This is a genomic window from Cerasibacillus sp. JNUCC 74 (genome assembly GCF_053667775.1).
This window is the reverse complement of sequence record NZ_CM132207.1, coordinates 391,756-417,994: the sequence shown is the minus strand read 5'-3', so window position 1 is coordinate 417,994 and position 26,239 is coordinate 391,756. Positions and strand designations below refer to the sequence as shown.

The 26,239-nt window shown below is 35.6% G+C and carries 22 protein-coding genes; 7 read left to right on the top strand and 15 right to left on the bottom strand.

The window, feature by feature from the left end:
- Nucleotides 1–81: 81 nt before the first annotated feature.
- A complete protein-coding gene (locus JNUCC74_RS02010) occupies nt 82–1,068 on the bottom strand; it encodes a LacI family DNA-binding transcriptional regulator (RefSeq protein WP_454066714.1) in 987 nt (328 codons plus the stop codon).
- Between the two features lie 139 nt (nt 1,069–1,207).
- Here JNUCC74_RS02010 and JNUCC74_RS02005 point away from each other — a divergent pair, with 139 nt between their 5' ends.
- Nucleotides 1,208–2,062: an HAD-IIB family hydrolase gene (locus tag JNUCC74_RS02005; protein WP_454066713.1), complete on the top strand. Its 855-nt coding sequence runs from the start codon at nt 1,208–1,210 to the stop codon at nt 2,060–2,062.
- Between the two features lie 430 nt (nt 2,063–2,492).
- Here the strand turns inward: JNUCC74_RS02005 and JNUCC74_RS02000 are convergent, their stop codons facing one another.
- The 4 genes from JNUCC74_RS02000 to JNUCC74_RS01985 all read right to left on the bottom strand — a co-directional run bounded on the left by JNUCC74_RS02000 (nt 2,493) and on the right by JNUCC74_RS01985 (nt 5,355).
- Entirely contained in the window at nt 2,493–3,017 is a 525-nt protein-coding gene (locus tag JNUCC74_RS02000; RefSeq protein ID WP_454066712.1) for a hypothetical protein, read from the bottom strand.
- Between the two features lie 116 nt (nt 3,018–3,133).
- The gene (locus JNUCC74_RS01995; protein WP_454066711.1) at nt 3,134–3,478 is read right to left on the bottom strand and encodes a hypothetical protein; all 345 of its coding nucleotides are present in this window, start codon (nt 3,476–3,478) and stop codon (nt 3,134–3,136) included.
- Between the two features lie 903 nt (nt 3,479–4,381).
- A complete protein-coding gene (locus JNUCC74_RS01990) occupies nt 4,382–4,837 on the bottom strand; it encodes a nucleoside deaminase (RefSeq protein WP_454066710.1) in 456 nt (151 codons plus the stop codon).
- A 59-nt stretch (nt 4,838–4,896) separates the two neighbouring features.
- Nucleotides 4,897–5,355, bottom strand: coding sequence for an N-acetyltransferase family protein (locus JNUCC74_RS01985; RefSeq protein WP_454066709.1), 459 nt, complete (start codon nt 5,353–5,355; stop codon nt 4,897–4,899).
- A gap of 641 nt (nt 5,356–5,996) precedes the next feature.
- Here JNUCC74_RS01985 and JNUCC74_RS01980 point away from each other — a divergent pair.
- The gene (locus JNUCC74_RS01980; RefSeq protein ID WP_454066708.1) at nt 5,997–6,692 is read left to right on the top strand and encodes an ankyrin repeat domain-containing protein; all 696 of its coding nucleotides are present in this window, start codon (nt 5,997–5,999) and stop codon (nt 6,690–6,692) included.
- A 327-nt stretch (nt 6,693–7,019) separates the two neighbouring features.
- On the opposite strand, the gene JNUCC74_RS01975 is transcribed toward JNUCC74_RS01980, so the two are convergent.
- Nucleotides 7,020–8,045 (bottom strand): zinc-binding alcohol dehydrogenase family protein, encoded by a 1,026-nt coding sequence (locus tag JNUCC74_RS01975; RefSeq protein ID WP_454066707.1) that lies wholly within the window; start codon nt 8,043–8,045, stop codon nt 7,020–7,022.
- A gap of 129 nt (nt 8,046–8,174) precedes the next feature.
- Here JNUCC74_RS01975 and JNUCC74_RS01970 point away from each other — a divergent pair, with 129 nt between their 5' ends.
- Nucleotides 8,175–8,537, top strand: a complete 363-nt coding sequence (locus tag JNUCC74_RS01970) for a winged helix-turn-helix transcriptional regulator (RefSeq protein ID WP_454066706.1) — start codon at nt 8,175–8,177, stop codon at nt 8,535–8,537.
- Nucleotides 8,538–9,388: 851 nt separating this feature from the next.
- On the opposite strand, the gene JNUCC74_RS01965 is transcribed toward JNUCC74_RS01970, so the two are convergent.
- Genes JNUCC74_RS01965 through JNUCC74_RS01955 form a run of 3 tightly spaced genes read right to left on the bottom strand, consistent with a single transcriptional unit; the run spans nt 9,389 to nt 13,387 of the window.
- Nucleotides 9,389–12,067, bottom strand: coding sequence for a YfhO family protein (locus JNUCC74_RS01965; protein WP_454066705.1), 2,679 nt, complete (start codon nt 12,065–12,067; stop codon nt 9,389–9,391).
- Nucleotides 12,064–12,453: a GtrA family protein gene (locus JNUCC74_RS01960; RefSeq protein WP_077319208.1), complete on the bottom strand. Its 390-nt coding sequence runs from the start codon at nt 12,451–12,453 to the stop codon at nt 12,064–12,066. The genes JNUCC74_RS01965 and JNUCC74_RS01960 overlap by 4 nt, the downstream gene beginning before the upstream one ends.
- Nucleotides 12,392–13,387, bottom strand: a complete 996-nt coding sequence (locus tag JNUCC74_RS01955; RefSeq protein ID WP_077319207.1) for a glycosyltransferase family 2 protein — start codon at nt 13,385–13,387, stop codon at nt 12,392–12,394. Before JNUCC74_RS01955 ends, JNUCC74_RS01960 begins: the two co-directional genes overlap by 62 nt.
- Before the next feature lie 1,064 nt (nt 13,388–14,451).
- On the opposite strand from JNUCC74_RS01955, the gene JNUCC74_RS01950 reads away from it, so the two are divergent.
- The 4 genes from JNUCC74_RS01950 to JNUCC74_RS01935 all read left to right on the top strand — a co-directional run bounded on the left by JNUCC74_RS01950 (nt 14,452) and on the right by JNUCC74_RS01935 (nt 19,720).
- Nucleotides 14,452–15,606 carry an iron-containing alcohol dehydrogenase gene (locus tag JNUCC74_RS01950; RefSeq protein ID WP_077319206.1) on the top strand — a complete coding sequence of 385 codons (1,155 nt, stop codon included), beginning with the start codon at nt 14,452–14,454 and terminating at the stop codon, nt 15,604–15,606.
- A gap of 1,013 nt (nt 15,607–16,619) precedes the next feature.
- Complete coding sequence (gene ahpC / locus JNUCC74_RS01945; protein ID WP_077319205.1) at nt 16,620–17,183, top strand: alkyl hydroperoxide reductase subunit C; 564 nt, start codon at nt 16,620–16,622, stop codon at nt 17,181–17,183.
- Between the two features lie 15 nt (nt 17,184–17,198).
- The gene (gene ahpF / locus JNUCC74_RS01940; protein ID WP_454066704.1) at nt 17,199–18,728 is read left to right on the top strand and encodes an alkyl hydroperoxide reductase subunit F; all 1,530 of its coding nucleotides are present in this window, start codon (nt 17,199–17,201) and stop codon (nt 18,726–18,728) included.
- Nucleotides 18,729–19,147: 419 nt separating this feature from the next.
- Nucleotides 19,148–19,720, top strand: a complete 573-nt coding sequence (locus JNUCC74_RS01935; protein ID WP_454066703.1) for a cupin domain-containing protein — start codon at nt 19,148–19,150, stop codon at nt 19,718–19,720.
- Between the two features lie 91 nt (nt 19,721–19,811).
- On the opposite strand, the gene JNUCC74_RS01930 is transcribed toward JNUCC74_RS01935, so the two are convergent.
- From JNUCC74_RS01930 to JNUCC74_RS01905, 6 genes are all read right to left on the bottom strand, one after another.
- Nucleotides 19,812–20,372, bottom strand: coding sequence for a hypothetical protein (locus tag JNUCC74_RS01930; protein ID WP_454066702.1), 561 nt, complete (start codon nt 20,370–20,372; stop codon nt 19,812–19,814).
- A gap of 112 nt (nt 20,373–20,484) precedes the next feature.
- On the bottom strand, nt 20,485–20,988 hold the full coding sequence (locus tag JNUCC74_RS01925) for a PadR family transcriptional regulator (RefSeq protein WP_454066701.1): 504 nt from the start codon (nt 20,986–20,988) through the stop codon (nt 20,485–20,487).
- Nucleotides 20,989–20,993: 5 nt separating this feature from the next.
- Nucleotides 20,994–23,456 (bottom strand): FtsX-like permease family protein, encoded by a 2,463-nt coding sequence (locus tag JNUCC74_RS01920; RefSeq protein WP_454066700.1) that lies wholly within the window; start codon nt 23,454–23,456, stop codon nt 20,994–20,996.
- Nucleotides 23,425–24,144 carry an ABC transporter ATP-binding protein gene (locus tag JNUCC74_RS01915; protein WP_454066699.1) on the bottom strand — a complete coding sequence of 240 codons (720 nt, stop codon included), beginning with the start codon at nt 24,142–24,144 and terminating at the stop codon, nt 23,425–23,427. The genes JNUCC74_RS01920 and JNUCC74_RS01915 overlap by 32 nt, the downstream gene beginning before the upstream one ends.
- Nucleotides 24,145–24,382: 238 nt before the next feature.
- Complete coding sequence (locus tag JNUCC74_RS01910) at nt 24,383–24,811, bottom strand: N-acetyltransferase (protein WP_454066698.1); 429 nt, start codon at nt 24,809–24,811, stop codon at nt 24,383–24,385.
- A gap of 233 nt (nt 24,812–25,044) precedes the next feature.
- A complete protein-coding gene (locus JNUCC74_RS01905) occupies nt 25,045–25,818 on the bottom strand; it encodes a DUF2935 domain-containing protein (protein WP_454066697.1) in 774 nt (257 codons plus the stop codon).
- Nucleotides 25,819–26,239: the final 421 nt, after the last annotated feature.

The following is a 26,239-nucleotide window of genomic DNA, read 5'->3' as shown; positions in this document are numbered from 1 at the left end:
TATGCTCACATGGATGGTTATCGAAATGGCTGTAATTCTCTTTAGTCTTAATTACTTAGTTACTACATGCCCTTCCATAGGTTAAGTCGTGTGACGTTCAATCATCCTGCCCCGATAGCTTTTCTTTCTTGGCGGAAAGCTTTCGCCGTTCATTCTATTCGTTAAGCAGGCAACCGCATCAGCTACCATTTCCTCTATATTGTTTTGAATACTGGTTAATTCCGGATATGTCGTCTTACAAATCGGGTGATTATCAAACCCAATAATACGGAGATCATCTGGTATGATTATCTTATGTAATCTGGCTGCGTGCAGTATACCGGCGGCAACAAAATCACTGCCAGCTATAATTCCATCTACCTCTATACCTTCTTGAAAGAGTTTGTTCCCTAACACTATCCCATCTTCAATCGTTCTTATCCCATCCAATCTGTTTTCGGTTGGGCACGGTAACCCACGGTGTTCATGTGCCTTTTTAAATCCACTCCAGCGACTTTGCTGTAATGGTGTTAACATTGAATCTGCACAGAAATAGATATGTTGACATCCCTTATCTAACAAAAATTCCGTTGCCTCAAAAATAGCATCTTCTTCATTTAAGCCAAACACATCAAGAGCCGTACCAGAAAATTGTTCATTACACACAATGGCAATATGATCACCAATCTTCTGTTTAATTTCTTTTTCCGTATATAAAGAATTCGTAATAATTAAAGCATCCAACTCTTTATGCAACAGCTTATCGTACATTTCCAATTCATTTTCACGTTTGAATAATGTTTCATGGATAATAATTCCATAGCTATATTTTCGAAAGCATTGAATGAAAGCACTAACAAGCTGACTAAAGTAAGTAGCATCAATGGTTGGAACAACAATACCAATCATTCTGCTCTTTTGTGTTCTCAGTTTTACTGCTCTGGCATTTCGTACATACGAAAGTTCTTGAATTGCCTCCATTACTTTCTTTTTACTAGCCTCGGAAACATGTGGATGATTGTTAAGAACCCTAGAAACTGTAGATTTAGAAACTCCACTTCGCTTTGCAATATCCAAAATCGTGGGCATTTTTTAACACCTCTATTTTTATTATTGACACGGGAACGTTCCCAGACCGTATAGTAAATGTAGATGAAGTAGGGCTTCATGTAAAAAGCTAATTAGAGAGCCTATAACAATGAGCAAAACTTTTTAGGAGGTTTTTATAATGACATCTACATTTCCTTCAACCAATAAAACGAATTATCTTATATTATTTGATTTCGATGAAACCTATTATCCCCACAAGCGTAGCCAATCTCAATTAGAGAAGTTAATGGAATTAGAAGACTTTCTGTATATATTAGCACGTGAACATCAAGTTAAAATTGGTTGGATTACTGGAAGTAGCTTAGAACATATTCGTTATAAAATGGAGCTGGCAAAGCTAAAATTTTACCCACATTTTATTGGCAGTAATCTAGGTACAGAACTGTTTTTTATAACAAAGAATGGGGATTTTCAAACATCTCCTGAATGGATGAAAAAAATAAAACGATCTGGCTTTTCCAATGATCAGGTTCACCATCTTTATAATGAATTAAAAAATACGTACGGTATTCAATTACAAGAGCAAACACAGCATGGTCAAAGCCCGTATAAATATAATTACTATTATTATATGGAGTCTGATGTGCGAACCGAGTACGATTTACTCATCATTAAACAGCAGGCTAAAAATCACAGCATTCAGGTAAACATAAATCGTTGTAATCCAAAGGCCGGCGATCCCGAAGAAGCGTATGATGTTGATTTTATTCCACAAGAAACCGGTAAAGCTGCCATTGCCGCATTTGTAAAAAATTACTATAATGTCCCGTACAACCATACGATAGCTTTTGGAGACAGCGGCAATGATATCGATATGTTAAAGAGTGTAAAACATGGATACCTATTACAAAACGCTACTGAAGAAGCAAAGTCCTTGCACCAGCAAATAGCCCCAAAACCTTACGCTGAAGGAATACTCTATGTTTTACGCAACTTATTTACAACTAAGGAAGTGGGTAAGGTTTGTACATGAGCTTTGACTATCAGAGCCATAAACAATGGCTGTTTCTGCACCCACAGAGGATTAGTATATGTTCCATATTTACTAACTGTTGATCGTACTACTAAACTTTTCTAATTTATAAAAAACTTTGACCTGAGGAATCACCTCATCACCTAACTATAAGTGAAACTCATACAGAAGCACTTTTTTCCTGAAGTAAAACAAATGCTAAAGTCGCAATGCCCTTGAAAAATCGCAATGTATCGCTGTCGTAGTCCTTTGTGTCCTTGAATAAAGAAAAGCACTTTTTCAGCGTGCGATGCTTATTCAAGAGGCTTTCCGTGTCCTGTCAACCTGAATTTGCAGTAAGACCTCCACTTATCCTCCTGGGTTTCATGGAAGTGTGGAGGTCTTACCGCAGTTACATGCAGGATAAACTAGCTCCTACAGGTAAAGTAACTTAAGATGATTCATGTACCTTTTCCGTCGCTTTCCCTTTTGTTGCGACATGCTCATGCATCAGCTGCGATAACTGCTGCTTCAAATCTTCAGACATAATAATCACTTGCCTAAAACCAATCCTAGTTTTAATTTTTAACACATACCCACCATTTGCCTCCTTGTATTGACCATAGTACCTATGATTTACATCTATTGGTGTAAAAGAAAATTTATTTATTCTTTCCCAAGGAATAAAACGGGTGCCTAATAATAACCCATCGTCTATTACTGCAAATAGATTTAATTGTAACATCAAATATGAATAGATCAGAAAAGCTAGCATAAACAGGTAATGATTCGATGCAAGAGCTTCCGTAATCATACCAATACCAAACATTGCTGCAATAAATAAAACTGCTAGTATATTTAAAAGAAATCCTGATTTTTGATATTTATAAGTAGGATTATCTACTGTTTTCTGAGGGTACTTTCTCAATGCTTTCACTTCTTGTACATTGCTTGGAAAGATGATCGTCTGTCGCATTTTCACCAACACCTGTATAAGTCTAAACATATAGTACAAAATGGCAACCAGTACAGTAAACTCGATTATCCTATCCAAACGAATCACCAGCCTTTTATACCGATTTTATCAAATAGTTAACCCTTTATACGCTCATACATCTTTACGGTCAATGAGGGTACATAATCAACAGCATAGGAAACACCTAGCTCCCGCTTTAACTTTTCTGTTAAAATCAGACCGTTTTCATTAAATTGCTTTTCACGTTCGCTAGCATGTGGAAGCAATTTATCTGTTTCCCAATCGATCCATTCGCCATATTGGAATGCCCAATTAGTTAATTTATTAGCTAATTCCTTAGAAATCGGCAAGTCTTCGCTGTCTAAATTACAGCCACATAACTTACACCAAATTGGATCAGATCCAAAATCGCCTTCTAGCTTTAAGTTTATAGTTTTACCACTTTTACAGCAACAGTCCATTGCCGCACCCCCATAAAATAGTTGCTATCAATAAATATAATATAAATTTAGATAAAATGAAATTTCCTTCTATAAGGGGATCGGCGAAAATGACCAGACTGATAATCGCGCCTTTACTTCCGGCTTGCCTCCTAATCACGACAATAAGAAACATATTCTAAAGGAGGCGTTTCCTCGTTTTATTAAAACAAAATCCATTGATTAATGGTAAATAGAGGGGTTATTTCTGGTTAAAGGGATAACAAGAAAATATTTCCATATTAAGCAAAGGAAACACGCTAAGACAAATTTAAAATAGGGTTTTTAATGAGTGGACAAGATTCGTAAAAAATAACATCGTAATTCATCCAATAAAAAAATGTATCCGTTAAAGCACCATCAAAAATATAAAACACAAAAGAAAATTAAACTACACCTAGATAAAGATCCAAATTAGAAAATTGACCTTCCTCATTTGATACCTATACACAATCCCTTTTTGTTTCCCATATAACATGATCCTTTATACCATAAATCCGTATGGCTACTTTTTCTATATCCACCCATAAATTCACAACAAACTTAGTATGGACGAATAAAGACAAGGTTAAAAGCGGATAACGTCTAAGACAGTGGAGTTAGACCACACAGTTGTAAGTTAAAGTTTACATCCTGTATTTCTGGACTTTTTGATTGATGATAAAGTGAATCTTCAATCAGTGGGGGCTTTTATCCTCCACTTATCCTCCTAGATTTCACCTGTAGCATGGAAGTGGGGATTACTGCCATACGTACAGGATTCAACTATCTCATGTGAAATTAAACTTAACTCCCCAATTAACGGACTTAATCATAAGCAGGAGCTTATTAGTATCATAGATATATGAAGATTTTGTAAGGGTTCTCCAAGTTTTTATGAGTTTTTTAAGAAGACTGTTTTTTCCAAAGCTGCATTGGGTCCACCTGACCTTCTCGCAATGGCATCTGCACCATAGAAAGAGAACGCTCCTCCTTAGGATTTTGCAAATCTTCATAAATCTTTTTTGATTTTCCTAACCCTGCTCTAGCCGCGTCATCTAAAGAAGCACAAAAAAATACTTCTTTAATCCCTGCAAAATACATCGCCGTCAAACACATTGGGCATGGTTCACCACTTGCATACATCGTATAACCTGAAAGATCGTTTGTTTGTATTTGTTTTTGCGCACGTCGAATTGCCAATAATTCTGCATGACCGCTAACATCGTAGGTTGTATGCAGTTCATTTACACCTTCTGCTACAATTGTTTCATCTTTAACTAGAACTGCTCCAAACGGCTGACCACCTTCCCGAACATTCGCTACAGCTAGTTCTACTGCTCGTTCCATAAATTTATCCATTTCCATCCCTCCATCTAATACTGAATTTATTTTCAACCTTTTCCGCTCGCTAATTGCATTTATGTTTGTAAATCTAACGATAGACGAACCATATCTCTGCACTGTATTCCATTTTCATATATGGTCTCTGGATAATGCTTCAGAAAGTAGTCTTTTTCAATACTAACCATGTTAAATCCACATTTCTGATATAAAGCTAACTGCCCTATACTAGAGTTTCCAGTACCAACTTCTATTGTTTTGCAGCCTTTTTCCTTTGCCACTTTGATTGCATGTCTGATTAATTGCTTTCCGATTCCTTTTCCTTGCTCTTCCTCTCTTACTGCAATATTAACTAGTTCGATAGTTACGGGTCTTGTTGGTAGCAGGACATACACACCGACAACTAGCTCCCCGATTTCTGCAATATAGCATTCACTTCTAGCAAAATAAGTTTCAATCATTTCCTTACAAGGATCTGCTAGCAGCAACAACTCGAGTGGCATTTGTTCTTTTATATCTAGCCTCCGAATCTGCATTTTCTATCTCCTTAAATAACAATTCTTTTTCTAAACATACCATATATACAACATAAAATCAGTTAATTTTCTTATAAATTTTTAATGAAAAAGATAATAAAGTGAATCTTCCATCAGTGGGTTTTTCTTTCATCCCCTACTGATTGTTAGAATGAACAGAATCTGGCAGTTAAATCCTCCACTTTCCTCCTAGGTTCCACCCGTAGTATGGAAGTGGGATAAACAAACTGCCAGTTACTTGCGGGATAAGCAGAAATCCGAAGCTTCAAAATTTCGAGTGACAGAACAGTATATACAGTTAGAAACATAAAGAGCAAAACCGCTAGAACTTTGATTAGTCCTGACAAACGCTAAAAATCCGATAAGGAGGCTGTCCGATCCAAAGTGGGATTGAAGCTACCTCGAGGACTAAAAAACACAGAGACATAATAGGTTAAATTTTAATATAGAAATTATCCACAATGAACAAATTTTATAATTTCCTAACAGCCAAAAGACTTTGCTGAAAACTTCCAATTGCACTTAGGACATTCATTCCATTCGCTTTCTTTACCACAACCCAAATCAATGTATTTTGTTGAATCTTTTGAATTTTCTTTAACATTAGACACATGTTAAACTAAGTTTATCAGGAGGTTAAAATGAAGTATAAAACGGTTATTATTGTATTGCTTAATTTAATTATTTTTACAGCTTGTACAAGCAACAATGATTCCTCTAAATCAAATGATAAGAAGGTGAGCGATTTGAACCAAGCGTTCATTTATTCAGCTGAAAAGGGAGATACCGCAAAAGTGACAAAACTTCTTCAGGACGGAGCAAATATTAATACAACTAACGAGCAAGGTACTAATGCTGTCTTAGCAGCTACTTACAATAATGAAATAAACACAGTAAAAGCACTCATCGATCAGGGCGCAGATATTAATATTCGGGATAACAACTTAAATAATGTACTTTTGTATGCAAGTGCCGAGGGATTACTAGATATTGTAAAGCTAGCAATAGATGCAGGAGCTGATACCTCGATTACGAACAGATTTGGCGGAACTGCGCTAATTCCAGCTGCAGAACGTGGGCATGTTGAGGTTGTAAAGGCATTACTCACTCGTTCAGAAATAGATGTTAATCATATTAATAATCTTCATTGGACTGCGTTAATGGAAGCAATTATACTTAGTGATGGCGGAAAAAAACATCAGGAAATCGTTCAACTGCTAATCGATCATGGAGCAGATGTTACTATTGGTGATGAGGATGGGATTACTCCATTACAACATGCCGAAAAACGTGGGTTTCATGAAATAGCAGAAATACTAAAACAATCAGAAGCTTAGTATTTTATTCGAAAAACTAAGCTTATCACCAAGTCTTTATGGCGAAGGCTATCGTTTTTCTTATACGATAAAGTGAAACTTCATTCCCGTGGAACGCTTTTCACACGGAATGTTAGTACCACAAGGGTATGACCTAAAGGCCCTTGAACCAATCGGGCATTTAGGTGCCGTTTTCTCCCTTGGCTCTTTGTATCACTCAAGATTTTTATGTGGGAGTCTTACGGCACCTTACATGCGGGATAAAGCTTAAAGTTTTATAGTTTTCTATCGTATAAATAAGGAGGCGTACTTTTTTATCATACGCCTCACTTCAAAATAAACAACTACTTAAGCTTCAAAACCCTCTATTGCTAATTTACCAATCATTTTTCCAGATTCTATTGTTGCATGAGCTTTTCTTAAAGTTGCTGCGTTTATTGGTGATAAGCTTTCTTTAAGCGTTGTTTGAACAACTCCATAATCGATCAAATCGCTTACGTTGTTCAATAGTGTATGCTGACTAATCATATCATCAGTCCCATATAATGAGCGTGTAAACATAAACTCCCAAACAAATGTCACACTTTTGTTTTTGAATACGTTTAAGTCAAGTGGCTGTTCATTCTCAACAATCGAGCAGACTTTACCTTGTGGCTTTATTACTTCACTCATTGCTTCCCAATGTTGGTCCGTGTTATTTAAGCAAAAAATAAAATCAACTTCATGTAACTGAATTGCAGCTAGTTGATCCTTGAAAGCTTTGTGATGATTAATTACATAATCAGCGCCAAGCCGTTTCACCCAGTTTTCCGTTTCTGGCCGTGAAGCTGTTGCAATGACTTGAAGTCCTGCCCATTTAGCAAGTTGAATCGCAATGGAGCCCACACCTCCAGCACCCCCGATAATTAAAATCTGTTTGAAACTATTTTCTTGTTTATTGTCAGGGTTAATCAATAATCTATCAAATAGCGCTTCCCAAGCAGTAATAGTTGTTAGTGGCATTGCAGCAGCTTCTGCAAATGTTAATGTTGTCGGTTTCTTTCCAACAATCCGTTCATCCACAAGATGATATTCGCTATATGTTCCCGGTCTGTTAATAGCGCCTGCATAATATACTTTATCTCCTTCTTGAAATAATTTACAATCATCTCCCGCTTCAACAACAACGCCACTCGCATCCCATCCTAAGATTTTCGGCGTTTCTTCTTTTTTTGGTTTCGGTGAGCGAACTTTTACATCTACAGGGTTGATAGAAATAGCATTTATTTTAACAAGTAGGTCTCTTCCTTTTGCTACTGGTTTTGGCGCATCAAAATCAAATAGACTTTTTTCTTTTTCAATTGGCAAATATTCTAATAAACCGATTGCTTTCATTTCATCATCTCCTTCATTTATTTAGTTTGTATTATAAAAACAAATTAAAAAATATGTAAGAGGGCACATTTATGTTGTATAGTAACATTAGTGTTACCTATATTGTTAAAATTAATAGGTGGTGACTTCATGAGAAACAGAAAAAGTGGCTATGGGTGTCCAGAAGGTTGTCCAGTAGAAGCGACCTTAGATGTAATTGGCGGCAAATGGAAAGGTGTTATCTTATATTATCTGCTCGAAGATAAAAAGCGTTTTAATGAATTACGGCGGTTAATCCCTGGAATCACACAGCGTATGCTATCATTACAATTAAGTGAATTGGAAAATGACGGTATTATCAATAGAAACGTTTATCCGGAAGTCCCGCCACGGGTAGAATATTCAATGACTGAATTTGGAATAACGTTAGAACCTATTATCACGCAAATGAAAGAATGGGGCGATCAATATAAATTGAAAATATTGCAGAAAAAAAAAGAAAGTCATGAATAGCTATCGGTCGGATATATGATGTAGTTTCACCACAAAAGGATGTTTAAAAGTTGATAAAAATGACGATCGAATTTTTCTTGAAAAGAAAAACACTTTTCCTTCCCGGGAATAGGTTCCAGAAAGCTGACCTAGCGCGTGTGCATTTAACTGCATACACTGTGCCAATCAAAACTAAACCGCTTCGCACTTCGGCTCGACAAGAGGTGTTCGGGTCGGCTTTTTGCAGTAGAACAGAGTAGGCTTCGACAGCAAAACAATGCATGCGGAAAAAGTATCCTGCTTTTTTAACGACGCCGGAGACCTTAGCCAACCTTTGTCCTTTTATTCTCTTTTTGAACACAATTATAAGTGTCTAATACTCTTTCTTTTTTAACCGTCTAAGTTGAACCTGGAAATAAACTCCTTACATGACCTTGTCCAAAGCGATGAAAAACACTTAAATCATCCCATATAATTGATTCATCTGCCCTTGAGACACCTCTACTAGTAAATAAAATTTTACTCTACTTATAACTCATTATGAAAATAATCTGGGAAAGAGGTTGTTATATCTACTTTTAGCCAGAGTAACCGAAAGTGTTAAAAGGCTATTCCTCCACATTTATGTAGTGAAGAAATAGCCATAATAATTATACGAAATGATAATCTCTTATCTCCACTTTCTAACACCGACACACGCCTTGATTATATATCAGGTAGTCACGCAATCCGTTTGTTTTGTGGTACTTTACAGACAGCATAGGGGTTGCCCAAGTCCGACATTAGAAGGATCAAATTCCCAAGGAGGCCTATCCTCTATGAAACGTTAAAACAAATCAGGAAGAGAATTCAACAATCCACACTCTTTGTGGCTAATCTCTTGATTTATCAACTTTCATAAGTAATGAGCGCATTTTTACACTTTGGTTATTTAAATGACCACTTTCTCTACGTTTACTACGCAGATGTAACATCGCCCAAGCAAAAAGCCCAATAATTGTCAAAGCAAGAGCTGGAAAAAAGTAAGGAGGATGATATACCATTTTAATATGGTTTTTCCCGCTGTTCAGCTTGAAGCCAATAAATGCGTAATTTGCTTTTTCAATGGCTTGCTCCTTACCATTAATCCAAAGTTTCCAGCCTTTTTCAAATGGAATTGGTAAAGCCATCCATTTTTCCTTTGTCTGATTATTGTAATGTATAGTTATTTTGTTCTTTTCCCACGTAAACGATGGTGAATGAGCAGCAGCTTTTACAGCTTCATGCAATTCCTTATAATCTTCTTCATAAAGCGATAAATTATTCAACTCATATTCCCCTTTTGGTAAACGAATAGAGATAATGTCTTTAGCTGGAACACGGATTATTAGGTCATTTATATTGGTTTTATAAATAGAATGGGCAGGTTTTCTAGTTGTACGGTATTTATTTACTTTTATAGGAAAACCATCACCATTTACGTTTTTTATAGAAAAACCAACATAAAAGTCTTTTGTGTTTTTTTGTACAGATCCCGGAATAATATCGATGCCTCCTTTGTCGTTGACAACCGATAAGTGGTTATTTTGGTATTTAGCACCTACTCCTTTAATAGTCGCTTGCTTGATAACATTTTTCTCTTTTACCAAATCTAACTTTTGTCTAGTTGCTTCTTCTTCAAACACTACTCCTGAAAGCATGGCATGTTCACGATCTAAAACAGAAGCTGTTTGCAACTGCTCTTCGCTATAAATGTTTTTACCTGTTCGGATAAACGGAAGGTAAAAATTGCTTTTATAAATAACATATTTATTGGATTCTACAAACTTTGTAAAGCCATAAGGTACATTCGCTTCCTGACTTTTTTTTCTCATCCAATATGTTGTCTGTAATAACGCATGCAAATTTGCACGATTGCCAAGGGTACCGTAGCGACTTACAGTTTCATGACCTGTATCTATTTTTAATTCCCTCCAGTAAAACCATAACAATGCTTTGTTAGCGATACTTGAATATAGACTCGTACCATTAAAGTTCTGTACAATCGGTGTGTTATATCGCTTAGGCGTCATCCAATCGATTCGGGACAATGAATTGGGCTCCTGCCTTTTCACTTGATCAATCAAATTCCTTTGTTCGGCACTATTATAATTATCACTCATTAAATAATTATGTGTTACTTTTTGAAGCCCACCATTGTCTGTTATCCCATATTTAGCTACTGTATTTACTGACACTATACTCCATAGAATGACAAATGATTGAATAATAATGAGCAAAGCCTTCTTTTGAAAATAAACATACAACATCATTAATATAGCCAAAATAGTAAATAGAGCAAAAATAGCAATTACAACCGCAGAGAACTCGGTTGTTGCTCGTTCTGGAACTTTTATATTAGGATCAAAATAATTGAAACTTAACAAATAGACACATAAAGAAATGAACGAGGCCAAGCAAAGAAAACGAACAGCTATTTTATTTAATTGCTGCAGGCCAATGGCAACACAACCACCTATTGTAAAGGATAATAGATATTCAAAGCGATATTGTGGAGCAGAAAAGCCATTGAAAGCACTGGCTGCCAAAGGGCTTAAGTGAAATATAAGCAATACGAAACTAAACACAGCAAAAAAGCGAAACAATCGATTACGATACAAAGGGAAGGTAAATATCAGTAACATAAAAACTACTGGTAACACAATATAGGGACTAGCAAACAATATGTTATCAATTAAATCGAACAGTGGAATCTCCCGATCATAAGGGGGTCGATAATTGTTGAAAAACCCATAAACAGCCGGTATAAACGCCACTGCGCTAATGCAAAAACTGATCAATCCACTTGACACCAAAAGTTTAAACTGTTTTATTCTAGGTAACTCATTGTCAGTAAGTGCAATTACCCAGCGGCCAAGTACATACAGAATTAAAAAAATGAGTTGGATATAGGCAAAATAAAAATTGCTAATCAGCATGGCGGACATAGCAAAAATCAGCCAACCTTGCTTGCCTTCTCGTATTAATTTCTCCAATCCTAAAACAACTAATGGCAACCATATAAACGCATCAGCAAAAAATTCCCAATAAACAACATGTCGCATGTACATAACAGAACAACCGTATACAACCGCCCCCGTAAAAGCCGGAAAGGCTTGGATTTTCATATATTGAAACGTGTAGGACGTAATAAATAAGATCACACTTAAGCGAATGATACTGATAAATAAGTTAGATTGAGCCCAAAATTCAACGTTAGAGGGATCGACCCATTGAAAGATATCCAGAATAAAAATAACAATAGTAGACACTAAAAAGACAAGGGAGGTGGAAAAATAATAGGCTAATTGACTGTAAAAACCCCCACCCAAGCCAAAATCCCAAGCATAGAAAAAATTACCACTTCGATAATTTTCATAAATAAATTTTTTAAACGTCACAATTTGTGAAAGACCATCATTCGGTCCAATCATCCAATGCTTATCAAGCCATTGCCGATAGAAAAAAAGATGTGTAGCTACCGAGACGAGTAGACTACCTATAATAAAAAACCATAATGTTCGTTTCTTCATCTATTACACTCTCTTCTTTTCAATATTTTCCCAGTTACCATAAATGTCATTGGAACTGTAATAAAGACGGCAAGGAGAGGTGTGATTTTACTGTCTACCTGAAATAGTTCTGTAAAAACAAACACGAATAGCGACGTGATACTGAAATTAAATAACTGAGTGATTGGAAATTTCAAAAACTTTTTCCATGTGGGCTTTACTTTAAATGTAAAATAAGTATTTAAGAAAAAAGAAACGACTAAACTTACAATAAATCCCGTTATATGTGCCGCCATATAGTAAACATTAAAAACAAGATGTAATAATAGATAAACGGCATAGTAATTAATAGTATTGACTACGCCGATGATGATAAATCTGAGAAATTCTCGACCTGTTTCGTTCATAGCCTTCTCCGTTTCTAATATTCGTTTCTTGAATTAAGTATTGAGGACGTTTCTTTGTTTCATAATATATACGTCCTATGTATTCCCCAATCACACCTAGACTTAACAACTGAATCCCGCCTAATATTAGAACGGCAGTAATAATCGTAAAATAGCCTGGAACTTTAATGCCATTCAGCAAAATTTGCACAAATATAATAATACTGTAGATAATCGACAGCAGTAAAATAAGCGCACCTGTATAGAAACAAACTCTTAGAGGACGATTATTGAATGACACAATTCCATCTAATCCATAACTCAACAATTTTAATAAAGACCATTTCGTTTTTCCGTTCTTCCGAGGAACATTCTCATAATCAACTATTTTCTGTGCCATGCCAATCCACGAGAACAAACCTTTTGAAAAGCGCGCACCTTCATCTAAAGATAATACTGCATAAACAGCACGCCGACTTAGCAAACGGAAATCACCCACTCCATCCTCTAACTTGACATCTACTACCTTGTTGATGATCCGATAATAAGCAGAGGATAGAAATTTACGAATTGGCTTTTCACCATTACGATTACGTCGCGCAATTACTTGATCATATCCATCTTCCCAACCTTTAACAAGATCTGGAATCAATGATGGCGGATGTTGTAGATCGGCATCCATGATTATAACAGCTTCCCCTTGTACATGACGTAGGCCAGCCAACATTGCCGATTCTTTACCGAAATTTCTAGAAAAAGAAATGTATCTCACATTTGTGCTTTTAGAAACTAATTGTTTAATTTGATGTAAGGTATTATCCGTGCTGGCATCATCAATAAAAATCATTTCAAAATGATAAGCCAGTCTATCAAACTCCCGCTTTACACTTTCATAAATTAACTGTATGTTTTCTTCTTCATTGTAAGTAGGAATAATAATTGAAATTAATTCCATGTCTTTGACACCTCTTTCGTGCTGTTAGCTACTCATTATTTTAATATATACCCAACTTTCGCACAGTGAAACTCGTAGCTAAACCCTGGATATATCTAGGTAATTCGGCAATTAATGTTGTAGTTAACTTTTAATTCGTGTTTTCATCATATTGATGCTAGTTCTAAAAAGTCCGATTAATTGCAGTAATGGTACAACCCAGGCGAGATAGCTAATTTCATCGTAAAATTTGCTAAGTGTCCGGTCATCCATGCTATCTTTATCTCATCGGTGTTGCCATCAAAATACAATATATCTTACGAAGGTAATACTTGTATGCTAATCCTTATTCAATAAATCACAAAACCAACCCCTTGAAACTCATTTTGTAAGTTTAATAAGGATTTGTTGTTATAAAAAGACTTCCATGTCCTAGGGAATTCCATAATTCCGGATGATTTATTAATCGCTAAGCAAACAATCAATACTTAAAATAGTTGGCCAATCGTTGTTTTATGATGAGACACCTCTCTGTATGTAAATTGTAATTAATTGCCATTTAAGTATACCAAACATTAAGGTGTTTTTTCATTTTTTTAATACAGTAAAGCACAAATAAGTTTAGAGGTTTAAGTCTCTACATTTATCGTTGAAATTAGACAACGAAGCAGAAATTTAATCCTATCACATACAGAAAAAGCAGTTTTCTTTTTCAAGGCTAAGGAACAAGTCGACGGCAATACATCGTAGTTTTCAAGTTACGATCTTTGCCAACCTTAAAATTTATTATCTTATTTATGAACACAAACTTTAAAAAACAGTTATATTAGGTCATCAAAAACATCCATCATTCCAATTTGTGAAAATACGAGCATTAGAAAGCTATGATAAGAAACTGGTAAATATAAAATAAAAAATGAAAGATTTTCGTTTTATTTGTCAAATTTTGAGCTATTTTGTTGAAACCAGTAAAAAATACCTATATATTGGAGGCGTAGGGGGAATTGTGTGAACAGCATGAACAGGCATAAAATTTCTAGCTTCTGCTGATCACAAAAAATAAAAATCGATAAGGAGATAGTAGAATGACAACACAGAGCCAATTTTCAATGCCATCGATTAATTTATTTGGACAAGGAGCCATACAAGAAACTGGTTCTCGTCTAAAAGATGTGAATGCAAAGAAAGCATTGCTAGTAACAGACCAAGGATTATTCAAATTAGGAATTGCCGAAAAAATCGCTGATATTATTAAATCAGCAGGGATTGAAGTAGAAATCTACCCTAAAGCAGAGCCAAACCCTACAGATAAAAACGTTGCTGACGGTGTAGAAGCTTTTAAAGCAGCAAAATGTGACTCCCTTGTATCATTAGGAGGCGGATCATCCCACGACGCTGCTAAAGGTATAGGACTAGTTGTGTCAAATGGAGGCACTATTCATGATTATGAAGGTGTGGATAAGTCAAAAAATCCGTTAGTTCCATTAATTGCTATTAACACAACTGCTGGAACAGCTAGTGAGATGACGAAGTTTACCATTATTACAGATGTAAAGCGTCAAGTGAAAATGGCAATCATTGACAAACATGTGACCCCACTAGTTTCTATAAACGACCCAGAATTAATGATCGGATTGCCACCAGCATTAACTGCTGCAACAGGTTTAGATGCTTTAACACATGCTGTTGAAGCTTATGTTTCAACTGCTGCAACACCAATGACTGATGCAGCTGCTGAAAAGGTTTTCGAATTAATTCCTGAATACTTGCCACGTGCTTTTGCAAATGGAAAAGATATCGAAGCACGCGAAAAAATGGTGTATGCTCAATTCTTAGCAGGAATGGCCTTTAACAATGCTTCATTAGGTTATGTACATGCCATCGCTCACCAAATGGGCGGTTTCTACAACTTGCCACACGGAGTATGTAATGCGATCCTTTTACCGCATGTGTGCCGTTACAATATTGTAGGACGTGAAGATCGCTTTGCAAAAATAGCAGAGTATTTGGGTGAAGCTGTAGAAGGTTTAAGTAAACGTGAAGCAGCAGAAAAAGCTATTGCTGCAATTGAGCGCTTAGCTAGAGATTTGAATATTCCAACCGGTTTTAAAGAACTTGGTGCAAAAGAGGAAGATATTCCTACTCTTGCAGAAAACGCAATGAAAGATGCTACAGCTGCAACGAACCCAAGAAAACCAAAACTTGAAGAAGTAATGGAAATCATTCGCAAAGCAATGTAAGTTTCTCTAAGTACAGAAACGTACCGTACCCAATGAGAAGCTACTGCTATTCATTGGGTATAACATTATTAATAGTCATGACATCATCATTTATAAGATCTAGAAGGAGTCTTCAACAAGAAGCTATCTAAAAAGCTATTAAATGCCTATAGGGCAAGTAATATTCCCCCTAAAGATGGTTCTAACGCGACTCCTTCTATTAAGACGAATCAACATTCAACCCTCCCACTTGCAGAACGCCTTTTTCCACTTATTCATTCGCTAAACGCGAAGGTACACACCCTTTAAGGTCATGGCACAGTTTATGTAAACTCAAATTATTTCTACACAATGAAACTTATTGTTTTTGGAAAGATCTATAAGGTTAAACTGCGCTACTCCTATATCTTCTCTTTTTGAACCCGTACTTAAAGAATTCGCATCTTATAAAGATGTACCATCTTTCCAAGCTTTACTTTTACCTTCTCTTATATTCGTTATTTTATCCGCTATAACTTCAATCCTAGCTATTATTTATGTTTCCAATAATGATAACCTTACTTAACAAGTAAATTATTACCTAAGAAGACAACATGCCCCTTAGTCAATACCTTCATCTATTCTTCAGTTAAACAGATTCTTTCCTAATCGAATAACTTCTTTCTACAATAAGAAAACATCATAGCATATTGAGATTGTTTTGTATTACTGATTATCAATTAGTATCCAATCTAGCACTATAACAGGTTATCTTAACTATTTCATCGAAAAGGTTTACTCTCAAAAAGCAATTAATAATGAAAATCATTACTTCCAAAATTCCTTAAACTCTTAAATTTAAAAGGGTTGATTTTAGTAGAGAGGACTCTGATTCTTCAATAATTCTCCTTATTAGTTGCGGTAAATCTTTGCTTAAAGTGGTATTTCCTTGACAAAAAACAACTACTAATTAATAATAGATGTGTGATTAGAATTATTATAGCTAAAGTTCTACTTGAGCTACTAGCAAAAATATACCTAGGAGGAAGATAATTATGTCTTTAATAGGAACTGAAGTACAACCATTTCAAGCAAAAGCATTCAAGAATGGCGAATTTATTGATGTAACTGAAGAAAATTTTAAAGGGCAATGGACAGTACTATGCTTTTATCCGGCAGACTTCTCATTTGTTTGCCCAACAGAACTTGAAGATTTACAAAACGAATATGAAGAACTAAAAAAACTTGGTACTGAAGTTTATTCTTGCTCTACTGATACACATTTCACACATAAGGGATGGCATGATGCTTCCGAAAAAATTAAGAAAATCGAATATGGAATGATTGGTGACCCATCACAAACACTTACTCGTATGTTCGATGTTTTAAACGAAGAAACAGGTCTTGCTGATCGCGGCACATTTATCATTGATCCAGATGGTGTTATCCAAACTGTAGAAATTAACGCTGATGGAATCGGTCGCGATGCTAGTACACTTGTTGACAAAATCAAAGCAGCACAATATGTTCGTAATAACCCTGGTGAAGTATGCCCTGCAAAATGGAAAGAAGGCGCTGAAACACTTAAGCCAAGCCTTGATCTAGTAGGTAAAATTTAAGGAGTGCTATAAAAAATGGTACTAGACCCAGATATTAAGTCACAATTAAAGCAATACCTTGGACTATTAGAAAACGACATCGTGCTTAAAGTAAGCACTGGTTCGGATGAGGTATCTAAGGACATGCTGGCTCTCGTTGATGAGCTGGCTTCCATGTCCTCTAAGATATCTGTTGAACATACAGAATTACCAAAAACACCTAGTTTTAGTGTGAACCGCGTCGGTGAAGATACAGGAGTTTCGTTTGCCGGCCTTCCATTAGGACATGAATTTAATTCATTAGTATTGGCTCTATTACAAGTGAGTGGCAGACCTCCAAAATTAGATCAGAATCTAATTGATCAAATTAAAGGTATAAGTGAAAAATATCACTTTGAAACATATGTTAGTTTAAGCTGTAACAATTGTCCTGACGTTGTACAAGCTTTAAATATGATGGCCGTACTTAATCCTAATATTACGCATACCATGATTGATGGTGCGGCTTTTAAGGAAGAAGTAGAGAAGAAGAAGATCATGGCTGTTCCTGCCGTTTATTTAAATGGAGAATTCTTTAACGGCGGCCGTATATTATTAGAAGAACTTCTTGAAAAATTAGGCCACGGTGTGGATGCATCTGAACTGTCTCAGAAAGATCCATTTGATGTACTTGTTGTTGGTGGGGGTCCAGCAGGTGCAAGTGCTGCCATTTATGCTGCACGTAAGGGGATTCGTACCGGTATTGTCGCTGAGCGTTTTGGCGGCCAAGTCCAAGATACGTTAAGTATTGAAAACTTTATTAGTGTGAAACGCACAGAAGGTCCTAAACTTGTAGCTAATTTAGAAGAACATGTAAATGATTACGACATTGATGTTATGAACTCCCAACGTGCTAAACACATTGAAAAGAAGGATCTTTTTGAATTAGAACTCGAAAATGGTGCAGTACTAAAAAGTAAAACGGTCATTATTTCTACAGGTGCTCGTTGGAGAAATATTGGCGTTCCTGGAGAAAAAGAGTTCAAGAATAATGGAGTAGCATACTGTCCTCACTGTGACGGTCCATTATTTGAAGGCAAAGATGTCGCTGTCATTGGCGGTGGTAACTCTGGAATTGAAGCAGCCATTGATCTGGCTGGGATTGTTAAGCATGTCACAGTTCTTGAGTTTGCTCCAGAGTTAAAAGCAGATGAAGTCCTGCAAAAACGTTTATACAGTCTACCGAATGTAACAGTTATAAAAAATGCACAAACGCAAGAAATCACAGGGACTGATAGTGTAAATGGTATAACTTATATGGACAGAGACACAAAAGAAGTCAAACATATTGAGCTTCAAGGTGTATTCGTGCAAATTGGCCTTGTACCAAATACAGAATGGCTAGAGGGAACTGTGGAGCGTAATCGCATGGGCGAAATCATCGTCGATAAACATGGCCAATCAAACGTTCCCGGGCTATTTGCCGCAGGAGACTGTACAGATAGCGCATATAATCAAATCATAATTTCCATGGGTTCAGGTGCAACAGCAGCTTTAGGCGCATTTGACTACTTAATCCGAAATTAGCCTTTAATCACAGAATAACAGCCATTACACTCTGGTAGTGTAATGGCTGGTTTAATTTGAAGTTGAATCGAATATAATAATATAGTTGTTTTGCGTTAAAGTAAAGTTTCATTCAGTAGTTTTCCATAACCCCTAGTTGAACAAACCCAGACATTTAGGTACCGTTATCTACCCACTTTGCCTTCTTCGTATCGCCTACAACTCTTGAAGCCTTACATGCGCACAGCTAAAAAATCCATTAGAATCATTACTAGCCCGGAACTTTCCTACTATTCTATTCACCAGTCTTTTTACAAAACCGACAGCACCCCCGTATATACTTCCAACGATATCCCATATTCCTTTAGAGATCTTATTATGTACATCCACCCATTCATCTGCATAGAATAATATGATTACATTTGAAAGGACTGAGCAAGTTGTATTATTATCCTTACGCATATCCATATCCTTATTATGTGAATCCACCAGTTTATTCCAATGAACGGGACCAACCAATGTTTCAACCTATGCCAATTCATACACCGGATTATCAAGAAGATTTTTGGCATGTAGCTGATGAAGATGATCGGGTTGTTTTAAAGGATTACGGAAAACAACCATTTGTAGTAAATATTCATAGAGCTACAAAACAAAATAAAAACTTTCGCACTGCGTTATGGACGGGCAAACATCTTCAAGTTACGCTTATGAACATCCCAGTTGGTCAGGATATCGGTTTAGAAATTCATCCTGATGTCGACCAATTCTTGCGTATCGAAGAAGGGCAAGGAGTAGTCCAAATGGGGGATTCTAGAAATAATTTATACTTCAAACGTAATGTATATGAAGGCTATGCCATTATGGTACCGGCTGGTACATGGCACAATGTAACCAATACAGGCAATAAGCCACTTAAACTTTATTCCATTTATGCCCCACCAGAGCATCCATTTGGTACAGTGCATCGAACAAAAGCAGACGCAATAGCAGCCGAAAGAGAGTATTATTAAACAAAAAGCTCATTAATTAAAAGAAGTTTAATGAAGATCATGCGGTAAATTCATTAAACTTCTTTCTTATATTATGTATTTAACTACTATGTTATTTTCCTTTACTAGGAAAAATTGTATAAGACCATGAATAGATAAAATCAGCAACAAAAGCGATTCCCCATATCATACCAATCGTAAACATCGTTTCATTTGGATAAGGGGAATCCTCCACATTCCCTTTTTCTATCCAAGAAAGATCCGTTAAATACATTTTCATTTCCGATATACTATCTGTTCCCATCGACCAAAAAATAGTTTGTACTGTTACAAAGAGTATGAAATGAATCAAGGACATGATGCGATACTTTTTTGCAATATATTTAGGGTCCTTGTTTCTTCTCATAATCGCATAGTCTTTTTCTGTTAGCAGTTCTACCCCGCGCAATTTACCAAGTTTACTACGCATCCAACGATCTAACCTTAAAAAATCAAAAATACCAAATGTACAAGCATATATCACAAAAACAGCGATAATGATTAGAAAAGTGGAAACTTCGCCTGTTTGTTGATAAACATATATGCCTAATAAGGCTTCTGCAGTTAATAATAATAGAAATAAAAGGATGAACATTAAACTAAGTTTTGGTTTACTAAAAAAATAACGAAACAAACCAAATAGAATCAATGAGCTAAGGGATAATAATTCTGTGGCTACGAATATTTCCCAACTGTAAGTTACAAGAAAATCCAGGTGATCTCCCTCCTTTTAATCAAAAAATCCGCTAAAGTACTCGATTTTCTACTTGATTAATCCAATTTAAATCGGCTTCTAAATGTAGTAAAGTGCCCGTCACTAATAAATATCTATTCTCATCACCTTGAATTAATAATTCAGTTTTTAATTTTGTTAACTCCATCACTTCTTTGACAATTAATTGTTTTTGTTGAGTCAACATCTTTTTCTCCAAGGCAAAATTAATTTCCCTGGCACAGCTCCATTTAAAGAAGAAATCTTCTTTTGTGTTGTTATAGGCTACTGGTTCTAGTAGCCATGTGTTTAATTCCTCTTTTCCCTTCCACTCAATATCATATAGCTTTCTTTCTTGCTCATCCATTCCTGGTGATGCCACAAACCCATCACGAGTTAAACGATCAAGCGTTGTATATATTTGTCCTGGATTAATTTTTCCTTTAAGCCCAAGAAGTAAATCCAATTCTATTTTTAATTCATAGCCATGATGCGGTTTAACCGATAATAATGTTAAAATCCCATATTTTACTGACACTTTAATCAACCTTCTTTTAGTGATGATGCAACGTCTAGTCTCATAGCGCTCTTACTTGAAATCCAAGCTGCACAAAGACTCAAGACAACTCCAGCAATCATAGCTAGTATAACGTTATTAACTGGCAATTGGAAAGACATAACCCCCTCCATAGATGCCGATTCACTTGTTATATAAATAAGTAGCGCACCAATCACAATGCCTCCAATTATCCCTGCTACTCCAATTAGCAAGCCCTCAAGAAGTATCATCGTACGAACCTGTTGCTTTGTAAAGCCGATAGATCGCATTATTCCAATCTCTAATGTCCTCTCAAGCGTATTCATTAATAATGTATTAGCTGTACCAACACTAGCTAAAATAATAATTAACAGCAACATAAATAAAATAAGGTCATTCATCCCTTTTATGGCAAAAGTAGTAGACTCTATTTCCTCTTCAACTGTTTGAACTTTTGATAAATGGCTATCAAAATCTTTCCATAACCGAGTACGTAGTTGATCAAACGTTTGATTATCAACTGTAAGCAAGATATCAAAAGAGTTAGACCAGCCAAAATTTGTTTGGAAATAATCACTATCCATAAACGCTACATAGCCATTGTAATGAGAAGTCTTCACTACATCAATGACTTCATATTTTCTGGGCCCAGAAGGAGTATTCATCTCTATCATTTGTCCAATTTCTCCACCCCATTCTTTAAATGCCCTAGTTCCTAGAACAAGCGTTGGCTTATGTACTAGTTTAGTAAATAAATGATGCTTATATTGATCATCAAATAAGGAGGAGCCATCACTGCTAACAGAAAAAACGGAAAATTGCCTGAGATCACCTTGGATTGTTTTCCAAGTAATTGAGGTTGCTTCTGCTAAAGGCTCAACTCTTGTAATAGACTTATACGATTGAAGCTTTGCTATATCCTCTTCTGACCAAGGTTTTTCGGAAGTAATTCGAACATCTCCTCCGTATGTCTCTCTAATTTCCTCGTTAAAAGTTTTAGGAGCTGATTCAATTGCCGCACCTAATAATAAGATAACGCCTATACCTATGGCAAGAATTGCAGCTGTATTTGCATTTCTATTCAACTGTTGGAACAGGTTTTTTGCAGCAATCAAGCCAGGATAACCAAAAAGCGATTTTAATACTGGTTCTATGATCCATTTTAGGCTGATTACTAAGCAAGGAAACAGCAAAATAGAGGCTGCTATAGTTGCAATATATGACATTGGGCTATCAATAACTAGAAACCCAAGCAGTCCAAAACCTAAAACAATTCTAAATAAAAAATGACGTAATGTGGTTTGCTTTTTGTTGGTTACCTTTATTGCCAATAAAATAGGTGTCTTACCCGCGTGGTAAATAGGAAATAATGAAAAAATAATGGGAAATATTAATCCAACTGCTATTGAACTTATAACTGGTAATTCCCATTGCAATGAGTACACCATATCAAATTTAAACACACGAAGCAGTGCTTTCATAAATAAATCCCCGAGCCATACTCCTATTGGCACTCCGATTAAAGTACCAGCCAAAGCCAACAGAGTAACTTCAATCAGTACTAGCTTAGATACAGAACTTCGTAAATATCCAAAGCTTTTTATGATGGCGAATTCTTTTTTTCTTTCTATAACACTTGTATAAATCATATTAAATATAATAAACCCACTTATAAAAATGGACAAAAACGCAACTAAATAAAAAAACGTGTAGAGTCCTTCTATATCGTTACTTTGTAAATCATCTGCAACTACAGGCTGAATATACATACTTGAGTCTTTCAATGACTCTTGCGCTGATTGAAACAGCTCTTTTCCATCCCCTTTTGTTTGAAAACGCACATAGGTAAGCTCATTTTCCATTCCCGTCCAGTTTCTTAGCATCTCTAATGGGGCCATAACACGGAAACTTGTCGATTCAGCATCTTGCCAATTGCTTGGACTTGCAAGTAACTGTGTATATTCCACAATTGCCGATACTTTTGCTGTTCCCAATCCTGTAAACGTAATAGTATCGCCCACTTTTTTATCCAATAGTTCGGCAACGACTTTAGGAATAACTAAACCCTGGTTATCCAAGCTTCCTTCTATAACAGGAAGCTCCAACAAAGGACTCGCTTGATCGTTTACCCCAGTTATACGAACCGATCTTTCCTGCAACGACCGACCTTCATCAAGCTCAAAAAAAGCGTGTTTATCAAGCACTTCTAATGAATTTTTAACATCAGGATCTGTTATTATATTAGATATATCTGCTTTGGGATAAGTACCTTGATCACTTAAAATCCAATAATCTGCATTACCTACATACATGTTTTCATAATAACGGAAGACATCAGTCGTTGTTCGATCAGCTACTAGCATTGCTGTTAAAAAAGAAATGCCAAAGATAATTGCTAGTAATGATAAGGAAAAGCGTTTTTTATTTTTCGTAATATTACGCCATGAAATTCGCCATATATTCAGCATAGTCTTCATCCTTTCTAGCAATTATCTTCTCAATAACACCATCCCTAAAAAGAATAATCCGATCAGCAAATCCTGCCGCAAAAATATCATGCGTTACCATAACAATGCTCTGATGCTGCTTACGGTTAAACATTAGTAGCAAACGAAGAATTTCTTCAGCTATCGCTCTATCCAAATTACCGGTTGGCTCATCAGCTAATAAAACAGAAGGATGATTAACAAGTGCTCTGGCAATGGCTACACGTTGTTGTTGCCCGCCACTAAGTAAATTCGCACTCTTTTTCTCTATTCCTTTTAATCCAACAGCTGTGATTAAATTAGTAATCGTTTTCTCATGTTCTTTATTTATTTTTCCATCCGCATAAAGAGGAAAAGCAATATTTTCTTCAACTGTTAAGGTTGGTAATAACTGATAATTTTGAAATACAAACCCTAAATGCCGTCTCCGAAAAATCGTTCTCTCCTTTTCATTCATGTTATTTAATAATTGTTGATTGATTTGTATATCCCCACTTGTTGGTAAATCGAGCCCACCCAGCAATTGAAGCAAGGTACTTTTTCCAGAGCCGCTTGGACCCATGATTGCAACAAACTCTCCTTCTTTAACATGCAAATTTACTCCCTTTAGTACTTTTGTTTTTTCTTGTCCTTGGAAAAATTCTTTGGTCAGATTACTAACACGAATCACATGAGACTCCCCTTCACATTTTGTTTATCACAATTATATACTTAGTATATAATTAATCAAGTGATTTTGTTGATAAAATGTTTTTATTTTACTATTTTAAACAAAAAAGGCCAAAAAAAATATATACTAAGTATATATTTTTGGTCTTAATTTAAATTGGTTAATACATAGCCTTGAATGTATTGTATATAATGTTTGTCCAGTTCCAGCTCTTATAATTTGGTTAATTTTTAAACCATTACCTTTTCCACTTCATTAAAAACTCTTTTTCTCCTGTCAACTCATCGAACAGTTCTTCACAAAGTTCAAAGCCATTCTTTAAATAAAAAGAAACCGCCCGCTTATTTTTTTGGTACACCTTTAAATCAATCTGTTCCCTTTTTTCCTTTATAAAATGTAGAAGTCTTTTGCCATACCCCTTTCCTTGACATTGATAGTCCACAAATAAAGCTGCTAAATAATTGTCAACCATAGAAATAAATCCTACTACCTTATTCTCTTCTGTGATTACATATGTTTCTGCCATTGGAAGATACGTTTCCCTCATCGCTTTCTGTTGTGACTTCCAATAATTTTGCTCAATAAAATCATGTGCCAATAAGGAACCCTCATACCATATATTTACTAACCTATCCAGTTCATTCACTTTATATGTTCTTATTTTCATCGTCTAAACACCTTTTCCTTTTTGTCCAAAAACTAATACATTTATATAACGTAATTTGCTACAAAGATGTTTCATTTTTTACATAAAGTAATTTTAATATCTAATTGGGAAAATATCATCTTTCGTATTAGTAAACCATTTCAAGTGTGACCCTAAGCTTAAATCTGCTTACCATTTTAACTAAAATTCATTTTTTTCTGTGAAGATTAACCCTTCTCTTTTTAGCCATGAACTTAATTAGCAGAAAACAATCTCTTAGATTCAGCTAATTTCATTAAATAATAATGCTCTTCCCTTGCCATATGATCTGCCATCGAAGCCGTAAACGTCCCCAATACTTCTGCACTTAACTCCATTTCTTCAAGTTCATTCAAAAATGTTTTAAATAACTCCATTTCTACCTCAACATCATTATTAAATCTATTTAATGCAGGAAATGTTTTAACATTTGCTCGTAAGTAACCCGTTAATTCCACAGCTTTTAGATAAAATTGGTCAAAATGTTTGGTAAACGTTTTGCTTTTCTCTTTCAATCTTTTCTCAACCCCATCCATCCGAGAATCTATAGCACCTGCATGACCAGAAGCATCTAAAAGCCAGATTAAATGATGGTGTAATTCGTGAAAAACAGGAGGGATTTTACCTTCTTTCAGATAACTTAACACAAGCTGGTATTCTTCTAACTCATTTACCATATGGTTCAAAAAGGTAGGTGTAAGGTGAATACCAATATCCCCAGTTAATTGGCGTTTAATAATGGAAAGTTTGAATATCTTTAATTGTTCAACAAAGGGTTCTACACTTATTGAAAAGGATATTGCATTTGATTCGTTTAACGACCTTGATTTATTTAAGAGTTGGTTGAAGTTTTGAATAAAATAAGAAGCCTTTTTAATATCCTGTGTTTCTGATGGGTAAAGGGAATCATGTATAAATCTAGCGTGATCTTCCAATACCTCAAGCCAAAATTCATGTTCAAATACAGCACTTTTTAAGTAATTTGCCATTTTATCATCTCCTTTAACTTTACTTCATTTTATTCAAGCGTGCACTAGATTATTAGTCTTTTTCGTCCGTAGCTGAGCCCCTAAATTTGGACAATATGAAATTTTAATAATATACCTGACTCATTGAAGAAGAGCACTCACTTCCATCTGTTAACATCATCATAGCTTGTTCCGCCTGTTAGTCATCGTTGAACACCATTCACAAGAAAACCCTCTCAAATAACTTTATTTTTAACCGGTTCTAGTTCGTAATAAATGTTTCATTTGGCAATGTATTCGTATTTTATTTGACTCTCTTTAAAAACAACAGAAGCAATATAAAATCCTTGATAAAGTCAAACTTCATTCCGTAGGACTTTTCCCCCATCGTCACGGAATGTTAGTACCACAAAGGTATGACCTAAAAGGACTTTGAACGAAT